The sequence below is a fragment of the Bradyrhizobium sp. USDA 4449 genome, assembly GCF_054056275.1.
This window is the reverse complement of the sequence record NZ_JBSRYD010000001.1, coordinates 1,871,028-1,885,045: the sequence shown is the minus strand read 5'-3', so window position 1 is coordinate 1,885,045 and position 14,018 is coordinate 1,871,028. Positions and strand designations below refer to the sequence as shown.

At 65.4% G+C, this 14,018-nt stretch carries 10 protein-coding genes, 1 tRNA gene, 1 pseudogene and 1 riboswitch; of the genes and pseudogenes, 3 read left to right on the top strand and 9 right to left on the bottom strand.

Annotated elements, in window-relative coordinates:
- Positions 1 to 158 precede the first annotated feature (158 nt).
- Both ACVIIW_RS08970 and ACVIIW_RS08965 read left to right on the top strand, forming a co-directional pair.
- Positions 159 to 233 (top strand) — tRNA-Gly (locus ACVIIW_RS08970).
- Between the two features lie 293 nt (positions 234 to 526).
- Positions 527 to 819: pseudogene (locus tag ACVIIW_RS08965) on the top strand (c-type cytochrome); the annotation flags it as partial.
- A gap of 1 nt (position 820) precedes the next feature.
- Here ACVIIW_RS08965 and panE read toward each other — a convergent pair.
- The 4 genes from panE to ACVIIW_RS08945 all read right to left on the bottom strand — a co-directional run bounded on the left by panE (position 821) and on the right by ACVIIW_RS08945 (position 4,560).
- Positions 821 to 1,744 (bottom strand): 2-dehydropantoate 2-reductase, encoded by a 924-nt coding sequence (gene panE, locus ACVIIW_RS08960; RefSeq protein ID WP_456700409.1) that lies wholly within the window; start codon positions 1,742 to 1,744, stop codon positions 821 to 823.
- A gap of 98 nt (positions 1,745 to 1,842) precedes the next feature.
- Positions 1,843 to 2,451: a 2-hydroxychromene-2-carboxylate isomerase gene (locus ACVIIW_RS08955; RefSeq protein WP_456700408.1), complete on the bottom strand. Its 609-nt coding sequence runs from the start codon at positions 2,449 to 2,451 to the stop codon at positions 1,843 to 1,845.
- Positions 2,452 to 2,541: 90 nt separating this feature from the next.
- On the bottom strand, positions 2,542 to 3,876 hold the full coding sequence (locus ACVIIW_RS08950; protein WP_456700407.1) for an MATE family efflux transporter: 1,335 nt from the start codon (positions 3,874 to 3,876) through the stop codon (positions 2,542 to 2,544).
- An 87-nt stretch (positions 3,877 to 3,963) separates the two neighbouring features.
- Positions 3,964 to 4,560, bottom strand: coding sequence for a DUF2239 family protein (locus ACVIIW_RS08945; protein ID WP_456700406.1), 597 nt, complete (start codon positions 4,558 to 4,560; stop codon positions 3,964 to 3,966).
- 147 nt (positions 4,561 to 4,707) lie between these two features.
- Between ACVIIW_RS08945 and ACVIIW_RS08940 the strand changes: the two genes are divergently transcribed.
- The gene (locus tag ACVIIW_RS08940) at positions 4,708 to 5,373 is read left to right on the top strand and encodes a glutathione S-transferase family protein (protein WP_456700405.1); all 666 of its coding nucleotides are present in this window, start codon (positions 4,708 to 4,710) and stop codon (positions 5,371 to 5,373) included.
- Positions 5,374 to 5,400: 27 nt separating this feature from the next.
- Here the strand turns inward: ACVIIW_RS08940 and ACVIIW_RS08935 are convergent, their stop codons facing one another.
- From ACVIIW_RS08935 to ACVIIW_RS08915, 5 genes are all read right to left on the bottom strand, one after another.
- Positions 5,401 to 6,696, bottom strand: coding sequence for an MFS transporter (locus ACVIIW_RS08935; RefSeq protein WP_456700404.1), 1,296 nt, complete (start codon positions 6,694 to 6,696; stop codon positions 5,401 to 5,403).
- Between the two features lie 95 nt (positions 6,697 to 6,791).
- Complete coding sequence (gene ggt, locus ACVIIW_RS08930) at positions 6,792 to 8,543, bottom strand: gamma-glutamyltransferase (protein ID WP_456700403.1); 1,752 nt, start codon at positions 8,541 to 8,543, stop codon at positions 6,792 to 6,794.
- 473 nt (positions 8,544 to 9,016) lie between these two features.
- A complete protein-coding gene (purH, locus tag ACVIIW_RS08925; protein WP_456700402.1) occupies positions 9,017 to 10,609 on the bottom strand; it encodes a bifunctional phosphoribosylaminoimidazolecarboxamide formyltransferase/IMP cyclohydrolase in 1,593 nt (530 codons plus the stop codon).
- Between the two features lie 24 nt (positions 10,610 to 10,633).
- A riboswitch (ZMP/ZTP riboswitch) is annotated at positions 10,634 to 10,715 on the bottom strand.
- Positions 10,716 to 10,774: 59 nt separating this feature from the next.
- Positions 10,775 to 12,493 (bottom strand): heparinase II/III family protein, encoded by a 1,719-nt coding sequence (locus ACVIIW_RS08920; RefSeq protein ID WP_456700401.1) that lies wholly within the window; start codon positions 12,491 to 12,493, stop codon positions 10,775 to 10,777.
- A gap of 157 nt (positions 12,494 to 12,650) precedes the next feature.
- On the bottom strand, positions 12,651 to 13,997 hold the full coding sequence (locus ACVIIW_RS08915) for an RsmB/NOP family class I SAM-dependent RNA methyltransferase (RefSeq protein WP_456700400.1): 1,347 nt from the start codon (positions 13,995 to 13,997) through the stop codon (positions 12,651 to 12,653).
- Positions 13,998 to 14,018 lie beyond the last annotated feature (21 nt).

The window sequence follows — 14,018 nt, the reverse complement described above, 5'->3', positions numbered from 1 at the left end:
CGATTCGGCAGTTCCCGACCATTTTCGGTCGATTTGGCCGGGATGGGGCTCATATAGGGGCTCGAAAGCGAGATGATGCTGCCGGTAGCTGTTGCATTCGCCTCCCGCTTTTGGCATACGACAGCCGTTGCCGGCGCGTCACGCGACCGACACAGGATGCGGGTGTAGCTCAGTGGTAGAGCACGACCTTGCCAAGGTCGGGGTCGAGGGTTCGAGCCCCTTCGCCCGCTCCAATTTTTCCCGGTGCATCCAGCCAAATCAGGTCAGGCCGTGGTTTTCCACGCCGGTGGCGGCTGGCTTGGGTTTCGCGTGACGATCCTGGTCACCGCAGCGCCGTCCACCTCGGGCAGGCGATCCTCCGGACGCGCTTCGGCCCCGACATCGTCTCGGCGACCAGGCGTGGCCGCCGTCAGGGCACACCTTCCCGGCCCCTGTCCTACTGTGCATGGGGTTGTTTTCGCGAGCAGCGCGAGCCCGCGCTCCGGACGGCCCGGAAGCACAAGGGGGATGGATCGGAGTCCTCATCATGCGCCGGCAGTTCATCTCGCACGCGATCAGCGCGGCTGCGCTCCTCACGCTTAGCGCGCCCTCTGCAAGCGCGGCGGATAATGCCGTAGTCGAGGAGAAGGCCGCCGTTTGCTCCGGCTGCCACGGCGAGAACGGGATATCGCAGACCGAGAACATCCCCTCGCATGCGGCCAGCCGGATCAATTCCTGCAAGGGCAGCTCGTGTTCTTCCGCGCCGGCTCGCGCAAGAACGAGCAGATGCAGCCCCGCAGTCGCTCGCTATCTCGCATGTTTCAAATAGCGCTGGGCGCGATTAGCCCGCGCGCTGCTTCTCATACGCCTTCAGATGCGTGTACGCGATGCGCAGCTTCGGCACCGGCACCTTGGCGGCATCAGCGCGCGCGATGAGGTCGCCGATCACGTGATCGGCCTCGACGGGGAGGCCCGCCTTGATGTCCCGGAACATCGAGGCCGTCATCGGAGAGCCCTCGGTGGTGAGGTTGCCCTTCACGCGCTCGAAGAACGGGCCGCCAGGCGTGTAGCCGGACGCGGTGGCGATTGCGCTGGTCTCGTCGAGAATGCCGAGCAGGAAGTCCCTGCCTCCGGGTGCCGCAAGGATGTTGCCGACAGAGGTCCGCATCAGGCTGGTGGAGGCTGCGAGCGAGGAGAGGAACACCCACTTTTCCCACATGTCCTGCATGATGTTCTCGCTGACGGTGGCCCCGACAATGCCGCTCTTGAAGGCCTCGTCGATCGCCTTGATGCGATCCGACGACTTGCCGTCGCGTTCGCCGTAACTGATCGCCTGCATCGGCTGCAGCTGCACCACTTCCCGCTTCTCGTTCAACGTCGCCGCGATGGCGCAGAGACCGCCGAGCACGCGCTCCTTGCCGAACTTCTGGTCGAGCGTGTCGAGATGCTTCATGCCGTTGAGCATCGGGATGATCGCGGTGTTTGGGCCAACCGCAGCGGCAAACGAGTTGATGGCGTCGTCGAGGTCGAACGCCTTGCAGCTGAGCAGCACGACGTCGAATGTGTCCTTGATCGCGTCGGTCTGCACGGTCGGCGGATTCTTCAGCGTCGCGTCGCCGTTCGGGCTCTTGATGGCCAGGCCGTCGCGCGCGAGTTCGCCGGCGCGCCTGGGACGGACGAGGAAGGTCACGTCGCGGCCAGCCTGCAACAGCCTGCCACCAAAATAGCCGCCGATGGCGCCGGCGCCGACCACGAGGATACGCATGGGAGACCTCCGCTTTTAGGATTGGCGATTGGCGATAGGGAGTAGCGAATAGCAGGGGCGATTTCCACTTGCTATCCGCCGGCCGCCTTGCGCGCGCTTCACTTTCCCGACACCATCTCCTCGACCTCGCGCAGCTGCTCCTTGCCGAAGAACATTTCGGTTCCGACGAAGAAGGTCGGCGAGCCGAAGGCGCCGCGCGCGACCGCCTCCTCGGTGTTCTTGATCAGCTTGCCCTTCACGTCCGGCTCCTGGGCGCGGGCGAACAGCTTTTGAGCGTCGAGACCGGAGGACGCCAGCGCCTTCGCGGCCACTTCAGGGTCGTCCATCTTCTTCGGCTCGCGCCACATGTGGTGAAAGGCGGCGTCGACATACGTCTCGAACACACCCTCGAGCTGCGCCGCGATTGCGGTGCGCATCAGGTTCAACGTGTTGACGGGAAAGTTGGGGTTGAAGACGTAGGGCTGAACCCTGAAGCGCTTGACGAAGCGCTCGGTCTCGACCGCCTGGAACTCGCGCTTGTTCTTGATGCCGGCGAGCGTCTCGGCCGGCGATCTGTTGTTGGTCGCCTTGAAAATGCCGCCGAGCAGGATCGGCACATATTCGAATTTGACACCGATGCGCCGTTCGATCGCGGGGATGGCGAGATGGCTGAGATAGGCGTTGGGGCTGCCGAAATCGAACAGGAATTGCGGGGCGGTGCGGGTCAAATGCGTTCTCCCTGACGTCGCTTTTCACCCATTGTGGCGCAGGGCGCGCCACAGGTCCACCGTTTAATGATGGTCATAATATCTTGGTGATCAGACCAGACGCCGGATGGCCCGCTTGCGCCACACCAGGAGGTAATAGCCCATCTGCAGAACGAACATGGCGCAGAATACGATCGGATAAGCGGCCCATACGCCCGCAAGCCCGATGGTGCGACTGAGGATCACCGCACTGGGCAGCTCGATCGCAACGATGGCTGATATCGACAGCAGCATCGGCGTCAGCGCGACGCCTGCGGCACGCATCGCGCCTGAGAATGTCGTCGCAAGGCCGAACGGCACCGAGCTCCAGAGGGCGACGAAGAGCAGTCCTTTCGCCAGATCGAGCACGGCGCCGTCAGTGATGAAGATGCCGAGCACGGCGCGGGGCGCGAGATAGATCAACGTTACCAGCCCGCCGGTGAGTACGAGGTTGAACGCGAGGCCGGTTCGCACGATGCCATCGAGCCGCGTCCGGTCGCCGCCGCCGACGGCCTGGGCGCCGAGAATCGAGACCGCGATCGAGATCGACATCGCCGTGAACTGCGTGTAGCCCATCACCTGGTTGACGGCGCCGTACGCAGCCGTGGCGTCGGATCCGAAGCCGTTGACGAGGCCGAGCAGCACCAGCTCGGCGATCGCCATCACGACCATGCCGACGGCGCTCGGCAAGCCGATGCCCAGGATTTGTCCGATCACCGCGCGATTGATCCGCACATGGCGCAGCAGTGCTGCGTCCGGTGCGAGCACGTGCTTCTTCCGCAGCAGATAGACGGCGAGCGCGATCAGCGTCACTGCGTTGGAGATCGCAGCCGCCCAGGCCGGGCTGGTGATGCCGACCGCGCCGTGGATCAGCATCGGTGTCAGGATCAGACCGATCGCAGTCGACAACGCCAATGCCAACAGCGGCGTCACTGCGTCGCCGACACCGCGGATCATCGCGGTCATCAGCAGGAAAGTGAAGCCAAACGGCATCGTCAGCAGCATGATGCGGGCATAGCGGCTAGCCTGCTCGAGAATGTCGGCGGGCGTCGCGAGTGCGATCATCAATTGCCGGCTGAACAGGCCACCGACCAGTCCCACTGACATCGAGAGCAGCAGGCCGACCGCGAGCGTCGTGCCAGCGACGATCTTGATCCTGTCGAGCTTGCCCGCACCAAAGGCCTGGCCGATCAGCACGGTGGCGCCGGTGCTCAGGCCCATGACGAAAGCGAACAGGAAGAAGAATACCGGGAAGAAGATCGAGACCGCAGCGAGTGCATCGACGCCGATCATATGACCGACATAGACATTGCTGACCGTGCCGAACAACGATTGCAGCGCGTTGCTCAGCATCAACGGCGCGAGGAAGCGCAGGAAGGTCTGCCGGAGCGGCTTTGGAACGGACATGGTTCTGCCTTTCACGAGGGCATGCGAAGCCGCTGCCGAGCAATGCGCGGCTTGGCCGTCGATAGGGTTGTGAGACGTGCTGCGCGGCTAAGCGCGGTCGCCGTAGGCGAGCTTGACGATGTGGTCGCGGATATCGGCCGGCCAGTCGGCGATCAGTCCGGTGAAGCGGCGCCGGTCATCCGCGAACAGCGCGCGCGAGGCTTCCTCGAATTGCACCAGATTGCCTGCCATGGTCGACATGAAGTGATAGGCCGCATCGCGCGCCTGCCGTGCGCGATCCTTGTCGCCGCTGGCGCGCCTGGCCTCGTCGACGAGCTTTCGCAGCGCGACCGAAGCGCCGCCGGGCTGCACGCCGAGCCACTCCCAATGCCGCGGCAGCAGCGTCACCTCGCGCGCGACCACGCCGAGCTTTGGCCGGCCGCGTCCGCGCGGCTCGGCCGGCGGCGCGGCCTCCTCGACCGGCGGCGGGATCAGCTTCGCCAAACGCGCCAGCACCTCGCGATCGCCGCCGCGCAGATCGAAGTCGATCGATCGGCCCGTGGCGTCCTCGAAGATGATGATCGCCTCGTCCGTCCGCGGTGCCACCCGCTTGACGACCAGAGCGACCTCTCCCGCCGGCCCGGACACCAGGCGGCGCTGCCCTTGAAACGCGGTGAAAGTTGCTTGCATTGAAATCATTGCCATATTGACGATGGTGGCGCCTTTAATACCCGGGTAAATAATCGCCGTCAATATACCCGGATGAAAATATCCTCCGAACGGCTCGACATTGTGGTTCCGGGCTGGCAGGTACGCGGCCGGCCCAACAAACCAAGCCCGGGGATTCTCGCGATGCTGACCCTCCATCACCTCAACAATTCGCGCTCGCAGCGCGTGCTGTGGCTGCTCGAGGAGCTGGGCGTGCCCTATGAGATCGTGCGCTATCAGCGCCAGCCGGACATGCGCGCGCCGAAGGAGCTGCGTGCGATTCATCCGCTCGGCAAATCGCCCGTCATCACCGACAACGGCAACACTGTCGCCGAGTCAGGCGCGATCATCGAATATCTCGTCGCGACCTATGGCAATGGCCGCCTGATCCCGCCGCCTGATACGCCGGAGCGGCTGCGCTTCACCTATTGGCTGCATTACGCCGAGGGGTCCGCGATGTCGCCGCTGCTGTTGAAGCTGCTGTTCACGCTGATGCCGAAACGCGCGCCGGCGCTGCTTCGCCCGCTGGTGCGCAAGGTTTCGAACCAGGCGCTCACGGCGCTGGTCAATCCGCAGCTCAAGCAGCACATGGACTATTGGGAGGGCGAGCTCGGCAAAAGCGAGTGGTTCGCCGGCAGCGAATTCACGGCCGCCGACATCCAGATGAGCTTTCCGCTCGAAGCGGCCCAAGCCCGCGGCGGACTCGAGCAGGGCCATCCCAAGGCGATGGCGTTTCTGGAACGCATCCACGCGCGGCCGGCTTATGCGCGCGCGCTGGAAAAGGGCGGACCGTACCAGGTCGGGCGGTAAGTTTCTCCAGCGCCCCGCGATGATCTGTCAGTCCGCGTGCAGCACCCGCCCGCGCGTCTCGGGCAGCGCGAACGCCGCGATGAAGAACAGCGCGTAAGCCACCACCGCGAAGATCGCGATCGCATTGGCCAGCGAGGTCGATGCCGAGAGCGCACCGACGAGGAAGGGAAACAGCGCACCGATGCCACGGCCGAAATTATAGCAAAAGCCCTGGCCGGAGCCGCGCAGACGCGTCGGATAGAGCTCGGTCAGGAACGCGCCGATCCCTGAGAAATAACCCGAGGCGAAGAAACCAAGCGGAAAGCCGAGCACCCACAGGATCTCGTTGTTCAGCGGCAGTTGCGTGTAGAGCAGCACGACGGCCATCGCTCCGATCGAGAAAATCAAGAACAGGTTACGCCGTCCGATGCGGTCGGCGAGCCAGGCGCCGACGAGATAGCCGATGAAGGAACCGATGATCAGCGTCGAGAGATAGCCGGTCGATCCCACGATGGACAGATGCCGCTCCTTGGTCAGGAACTGCGGCACCCAGAACGTGATGGCGTAGTAGCCGCCCTGGCAGCCCGTCGCAGCGAGTGAGGCGAGAATCGTGGTCTTCAGGATCGGGCCCGAAAAAATCTCCCAGAGCGCGGGGCGATCGCCGCTCGCGGCCTGCCTGGCACGGGCTTCAGCGGCGATCTCGGGCTCGGTGACGGAGCGGCGGATGTAGAACACCAGCAGCGCCGGCAGGGCGCCGATCACGAACATCCAGCGCCACGCCGTCTCTGCCGGCATCAACGAGAACAAGATCGCTTGCGCCAGCACGGCAAGGCCCCAGCCGACCGCCCAGCCCGATTGCACCGAGCCGACGGCGCGGCCGCGATATTGCGGCCGGATCGCCTCGCCCATCAGCACGGCGCCTGCGGCCCATTCGCCGCCGAAGCCGAGGCCGAGCACGGCGCGCGCGATCAGCAGCTGCTCGAAATTCTGTACGACGGCGCAGACCAGCGAGAAAACCGAGAACCAGATGATGGTGATCTGAAGCGTCCTGACCCGGCCGATATGGTCCGAGACATAGCCGCCGAGCCAGCCGCCGATGGCGGAGGCCAGCAGTGTCACCGTGCCGGCAAGGCCGGCGGAGCCCGCATCGACCTTCCACAGCGCGATGATGGTGCCGATCACCAGCGGGTAGATCATGAAGTCCATGCCGTCGAGCGCCCAGCCTGCCGCGCAAGCCCAGAAGGTTCGGCGCTCGGCGACGTTCATGTCGCGATAAAAGGCGAGAAGGCTGCTGTCCTCGATCTCGGCGCGCTCGATGCGCCCGCTCGGATCGGCTGTTGTCATGTGCGTTTCCCCGGCAAATTCTTTTGGCCGAGCGGTGGTAGCACGCGCGGCGGCCGGCGCAAGCCGGCCCGCGCTCTTGCCCTGCAGCGTCAGGGCTACTGTCCCGCAGCTTCCGCACCGCGCGTGCGCGGATCGGGCGCGCCGAGGGGCCCGTTCGGGGTCACGAGAATCGAATTGGCCGACGTCTGTCCCATCGGCTCGACGACGAGATGGTCCATCGCCTTCAGCTCGAACAGCACGTCGTCGGGAAAGCCGCGTTCGACGCGAACTTCATCCGGCAGCCATTGATGATGCAGCCGCGGCGCAGCCACCGCCGCCGCGACGTCCAGCCTGTAGTCGAGCACGTTCACGATCACCTGGAGCACGGTCGAGATGATGCGACTGCCACCAGGCGAGCCCGTCACCAGCACCGGCTTGCGGTCCTTCAGCACAATGGTCGGCGACATCGACGACAGCGGCCGCTTGCCCGGCCCGGGCAGATTGGCCTCGTAGCCGACAAGACCATAGGCATTGGAGGCGCCGACGGCGGCGGTGAAATCGTCGAGTTCATTGTTGAGCAGCACGCCGGTGCCGTCGGCGACGAGACCGACGCCGTAGCTGAAGTTCAGTGTGTAGGTGTTGCTGACGGCGTTGCCGCTATTGTCGACGACCGAGTAGTGCGTCGTATTGCTGCCTTCGTGCGGCGATGTGGCGGTCGAAACGAGATCCTTCGACGGCGTGGCGCGTTCGGCAGAAATGCCGGCGCGCAGCTTGGCGGCGTAATCCTTCGCCGTGAGCCTATCGATCGGCGCGTTGACGAAGGCGGGATCGCCAAGATAGCGCGCACGGTCGGCGTAGGCGCGCTTCATGGCCTCGATCAGCAGATGAAGCGAGGCCGGCGATCCCTGCTTCAGGTCCGCGAGCTGAAAGCCCTCGAGGATGTTGAGGGTCTCCAGCAGCACCACGCCGCCTGAGGACGGCAGCGGCATCGAGACGATGTCGTAGCCGCGATAGGTGCCGCGCACCGGCGTGCGGATCACCGCCTGATAGGCCTTCAGATCAGCTGGCGTCATGATGCCGCCGGCATCGGAGACGGCCTTGGCGATCTTTTCCGCCACCGGTCCCTCGTAGAAGCCGCGCGGTCCTTGCGCCGCGACGCTCGCCAGCGTGTCGGCGAGATCGCTCTGCACCAGCCTGTCACCTTCGCCAAATGGCCTGCCATCGGACCTTGCGAAGATCTTGGCTGAGGACGGCCAGCGCGCGAGTCGCGGATACCAGCCAGGCAGCGTATCGGCGATGTCGTCGGTGATGATGAATCCATCACGGGCCAGTGCGATCGCAGGCTCCAGCAACTGCGCCAGCGTGAACCGACCCGAGCCGTATCTATCGAGTGCCAGAGCCAGGCCTGCGACCGTGCCGGGCACGCCGATGCCAAGCCCGGAATCGCGCGATTTTGCGGGATCGGGCTTGCCGTCGGCTCCGAGGAAGACTTGCGCGGTGGTCGCCGCAGGCGCGGTCTCGCGATAGTCGATCGCGACGTCTTCGTTGCGTTCGCCGGAATGGATCACCATGAAGCCGCCGCCGCCAATATTGCCGGCGCGCGGATAAGTCACCGCCATTGCGAAGCCGGTCGCGACGGCAGCATCGACGGCGTTGCCGCCACGTCGCAAGACGTCGGCGCCGACATGCGCCGCGATCCTCTCCTGTGCCACCACCATGCCGTGCTCGGCCGGAATGGCGTGCACGCTGTCGAGCGCGGGCGGCACATAGGGGAGCCGCGCATCTTGTGCTACCGCCGACGCCAGACCAAACGTCAGAGTAGCGATGAGCGCGAAAAAAGCGCGCCGTGTCGAAAATGACGCCATCATCGGATTTCCGCTGAGCCTTCAGGCGAATTCAAGCGCGCCGCGATAATGCTATACGGTTTGCGCTAAGAGAGGCAAAACTGTTTGTGATGAGGACAGGGTGATGACGATCGCCCCGGATGCGCCAGTGGCCCTCGCCTCGCGGAGCTATCCGCCGCGCGCAGCGTCGTCGGCTGGATCTTCCCCGATTGGGCCGCCCAGCCCTACTTTCACGTTTCGCTGCATTCGGTGCGGTTCCGGTGGCGGCCTCCTGCGCGCTGTGGATCGGCAAGCCCGGCGATGTCTCCATCATCCCGCCGCGGCTGATCGATGCGGGTGAAGGAGTAGCTGCGCTCTCCGGTTTCACCACCGTCATTGCGAGGAGCCCGCGACAAAATCGCGAAGCAATCTTGCGCCGGTGCGACCAAGCAATCCAGAGCTCCTCGCGGAAAGATTCCGGATTGCTTCGCTGCGCTCGCAATGACGAGTCGCCAGCCTCAGTGCCTGAAGTGCCTTGTCCCCGTGAACACCATGGCGATGCCGTGCTCGTCGGCGGCCTTGATGACCTCGTCATCGCGCATCGAGCCGCCGGGCTGCACCACGGCAGTAGCGCCGGCTTCGATGCAGGCGAGCATGCCGTCGGCGAACGGGAAGAACGCATCCGACGCCACGACCGAACCCTTGGTGAGCGGTTCGACGAGCTTCAGCTCGTTGGCGGCGTCTTGTGCCTTGCGCGCTGCGATGCGGGCCGAATCCACCCGGCTCATCTGGCCCGCGCCGATGCCGACGGTGGCGAGATCCTTGGCGTAAATGATCGTGTTCGACTTGACGTGTTTTGCCACCCGGAACGCGAATTTGAGATCGCGCATCTCGGCATCGCTGGGCGCACGCCTGGTCACGACCTTGAAAGTCATGTCGTCGACCACGGCGTTGTCGCGGCTCTGCACCAGAAGACCGCCGGCCACGGTCTTGGCGGTGAGGCCGGGCGCGCGCGGGTCGGGCAGGCTGCCGGCAAGCAGCAGACGTAGATTCTTGCGCGCGCCGATGACGGCGATGGCTTCCTCGCTGGCATCGGGCGCGATGATCACCTCGGTGAAGATCTTGGTGATCTCGCGCGCGGTGTCGGCGTCAAGCGCGCGGTTCATCGCGATGATGCCGCCGAAGGCCGAGGTCGAGTCGCAAGCCAGGGCCTTGCGATAGGCCTCGACGAGGTTCGCGCCTTCAGCAACGCCGCAGGGATTGGCGTGCTTGACGATGACGCAGGCAGCGGTGCGCCGGGCGTCGAACTCGCCGATGCACTCATAGGCCGCATCGGTGTCGTTGATGTTGTTGTAGGAGAGCTCCTTGCCCTGGAGCTGCCGTGCAGTCGAGACGCCCGGGCGCTTGTCCGGTGTTGCATAGAACGCCGCCGTCTGGTGCGGGTTCTCGCCGTAGCGCAGCGACTGGATCAGTTTGCCGCCGAAGGCACGGAAGTCGGGCGCCTCGATCTCGAGCTGGCGGTTGAACCAGTTCGATATGGCAGCATCATAGGCCGCGGTGCGGGCATAGGCCTTTGCGGCAAGCCGCCGGCGCAGCTTCAGCGTGGTCGCGCCGTTGTTGGCGGCGAGCTCGTCGAGCACGGCCTTGTAGTCGTCGGCCTCGACCACCACGGCGACGTCGTCGTGGTTCTTCGCGGCGGCGCGGATCATCGCGGGACCGCCGATATCGATGTTCTCGATGCAATCCTCGAATCCCGCGCCTTTGTCGACGGTCGCTTCGAACGGATAGAGATTGACGACGAGCAGGTCGATCGGCGCGATACCGTGCGCCTTCATCGCTTCCGCGTGCTCCTTGTTGTCGCGGATCGCGAGCAGGCCGCCATGCACCTTCGGATGCAGCGTCTTGACGCGGCCGTCCATCATCTCGGGGAAGCCGGTGAGGTCGGAGACGTCCTTCACCTTCAGGCCGGCGGCGGCGATCGCCTTGGCGGTTCCGCCGGTCGAGACCAGCTCGACATCATGCGCGGCAAGCGCCTTGGCGAAGTCGATCAGGCCTGATTTGTCGGAGACGGAGAGAAGGGCGCGGGTGACGCGGCGGGGATGGTCAGTCATGAGCAAGATCCTCTGTTCAGGGAGTGTCTATGCCCAGGCGCGCGGCGGGTATGTATCGCGCTTCCCGATGGTGCTCCATCCAAGGTCGCCAGTCGCGCGAACGAGCGGTCGATAGCAGTTTTCGAGGCCCTTCACAACGATCGGATAGCGCCGAATCCCGGCTCTTTACAGCGGAAGTTCCGGCTCCCGGCGGGCGTTGCGGCGGGCATTGGTGACCGCCGGTGATGCGGTCGAGCGCACAAAGCTCCAGCGAACCGAGGCCGCCTGGCGGGCATCCTGGCGGATCACGATCTGGGCGGTCCGGCGCGGGCCGTCATTGCCGGCCAGGAACACGCTGTCCTCCAGGTCGACCTTCTCGTCCAAGGCTTCAAAGGTCCAGACGTCGCGGTTCGGCAGCACCAACATGACGCCGCGGGCATCCGACAGGCGGCTCGCCTTCACCGCGGGATGCAGGTGGAAACGCAGCGCGAAGTCGGCGCCGGCGCCTTTCAGCCGCGCGCCCTGCGGCGGCGACAGCGTATCCTCGCCGTCAATCCGCGCGCCGTCATTGGCCATCATCAGCACGCGGCGATGGATCACGCCGAACTTGGCGAGATAGCCGTCATGGGAGGTCGTGAGCAGTGTGCCGTCCTGGGTGATCTCGCGATAGCTCTCGACGTCGTGGGGGCCGCTGGTGACCGGTGCACCGTGCAGCAGCCGCTTCATCGCTGACATCTCGACGAACTGGCAGGACGAGGTGTCGTGATAGGTCAGCGTCGAATGCGCCGCGGTGCCGCGCGCGAACGGCCGCCAATTGTCGCGGCCCGTGGCCGGCATGCCGCAATTGGTGACGATGCGGCTGATGCCGGAAGACAATTCGAACGACAGGCAACCGGCATGCGCGTCGTGGCTGACGCCGGGCGGCGGCGGCGGGCCGGTGTCGATGATCACAGTGGTCGGCCCGGCATCGAGGCGCTGGAAGCCGGTGTGCGGCATGTTCGCCATTGGTGCGCCATGGGCGTCGTCATAGGCGAGGAGCGTGGCCAGCAGATCCGATGGCGTCGCGCTCATGCCGTTGAACAGCGCGAAATTGCCGTCGCCGTGCCGGAAAAAACGCAGCATCGGCATCATGCGGTCGATCGCATTGAGCAGCGCCGGCGGCGGCGCGATGTTGCGCGCGGCAAAGGTCTGCCGCAGCGGCAGCAGGTCGATCAGCAGCTCGATCAGCGCGCCGGGATTTCTGGAGATATGCCCGCCGTCGGGGAGGATCTGCCGCTGCAACTCGTCCGACAGCTTTTTCGACGCGCTGCGGATGTGACGGGCCTGGTTGGCGAGGCACAGCGTTGTGTAGCAGAGCGCGATCTGCACCTGCAGTCTCGGCACCCCGTCGGGGATGTTGACCATGGCGAAGCGCAGCAAGCGGATCTCACGTGCGAGCGCGCGCAAGTAACGGCGATAGAATTTGTTGTCGGTATCGCTGAGCACCAGGGGCGCTTGCGACAGCAGCGAGATCACGCGCCGCGCCAGCACGTCGGCGCGGCGGGCGACCGGACGGCGCTTGTTGGCGGGGTTGCTGATCCAGTCCTCGACGAGCGCGCGCGCATTGGCCCGGGTCAGTGCGGTGTCGGCGGCGCGCAAGTGTCGCAGCCAGCCGAAGCCGAGCAGCGCGACCTCCCAATCCTCCGAGGGCGGATCGAGATCGAAGATGGAGCGTCCGTGGCAGTTGACGATCTTGCCGGCGAAGACGAAGCGCCCTGCATAGATCTCGGCGGCGCGCGTCGCATCCGCGGTGCGCAGATCATGCGGCGCGATGATCAACCGGTCGGTGCGACCGGGCCAGACCCGCGACAGCGCAACGGAACCGCCGCTCGCGCGCGCGAGCATGTTCCGCGCAAAGCGGTTCATGACCAGCGTCGAGATACGTCTGCGTTGAGCGACCGACACGCCTTACCTTGAAGGGGGAGAGGATTCCGACGAATCCTTATTAATCCCAGAATCGGACCGCGGACACCACCTTGAAAGACCCCGAATCAGGGGCGTGGCAGCAAAATCCGGTGCAAAATCAGGATTTAACGAGCCGGGCCGCGAAGAATCCGTCCAGCCCACCGAGCTTCGGGTCAGCGTGCGGCAGATGGCTCGGCAAGGTCCGGAGATCGCCCTCGGCGGTGATGATCTCGCCGAGCCCGGAGACTTCGCTCGCCTCGATCGGGACGCGGCGAAGCGACGGCTCTGCCGCCAGCAGCGTGACGACGGCTTGCTCGCCTTCCTCGGGTTCCAGCGAACAGGTGCAATAGACCAGCGTGCCGCCCGATTTGAGCAACGAGACCGATTTCTTCAGCAGCCGCTGCTGGAGAACGGACATCGCGGCAACGTCCGAGTCCTGCCGCAGCCAGGCAACATCAGGATGCCGGCGAATCGTTCCGGTCGAGGTGCAGGGGGCATCGATCAGGATTCCGTCGAAGCCGTCCTCTGGGCCGGTCCATTCCACGGCGTCAGCGACCACAGTCTCGGCCTGGAGCGACAGCCGGTTGAGATTTTCCCGCAGCCGCGCCACGCGCGCGGGCGAACGGTCCAGCGCCGTGACACGCGCTCCGGCTTGTGCCAACTGCGCCGTCTTGCCGCCGGGCGCGGCGCAGAGATCGGCGATGGACTTACCGGCGATATCTCCGAACAGCCGGACCGGCAGCGCGGCGGCGGCGTCCTGCACCCACCATTGTCCTTCGGCGAATCCGGGCAGCATGGTCACGGAGCCATGCAGCAGCGTGCGCACAGATCCGGTCGGCAGCACTTCGCCATGCAGACGGCTTGCCCAATGTGCGGCGTCGGACTTCACAGTCAGATCGAGCGAAGGTTCGTGGCCGAGCGCGAGCGCCATGTCCCGTGCGGTCGCCTCGCCGTAATGCGCGCTCCAGCGCGCCAGCAGCCAGGGCGGCAGGTCCAGCGATTGCGTCGCGACCTCCTCGACCAGCGCCTGGCCTTCGCGCGCGCAGCGGCGCAGCACCGCGTTGACGAGGCCGGCATAGCGCGCGGCGCGCCGGTCGGATTGCACCAGGCGCACCGACAGATCGACCGCAGCGTGATCGGGCACGTCCATCCAGAGGATCTGGGCGGCACCAATCAAGAGGGCGCTCTGCGCGCGCGGCGCATCGGACGGGATACCCTTGTCGAGCAGGCGCGACAGCACATGGCCGAGCGTGCCGAGCCGACGCAGGATGGTCGCGACCAGACGCCGCATCAGCGCGCGGTCGCGGTCGGCGAGCGTCTTCAGTCCGGGATGAGCGCCGGAGCCGTCGAGCTGGTCGTCGAGCGTGCGGTGCTTGTGCAACACGCCGTCGACGATGTCGGCAGCGATCCGCCGCGCCGCTAGACCAGGCACTTCGGATGGAGGAACGAAACGTTGAGATGGCATGCGGACGTAAGGTTCTGAGCA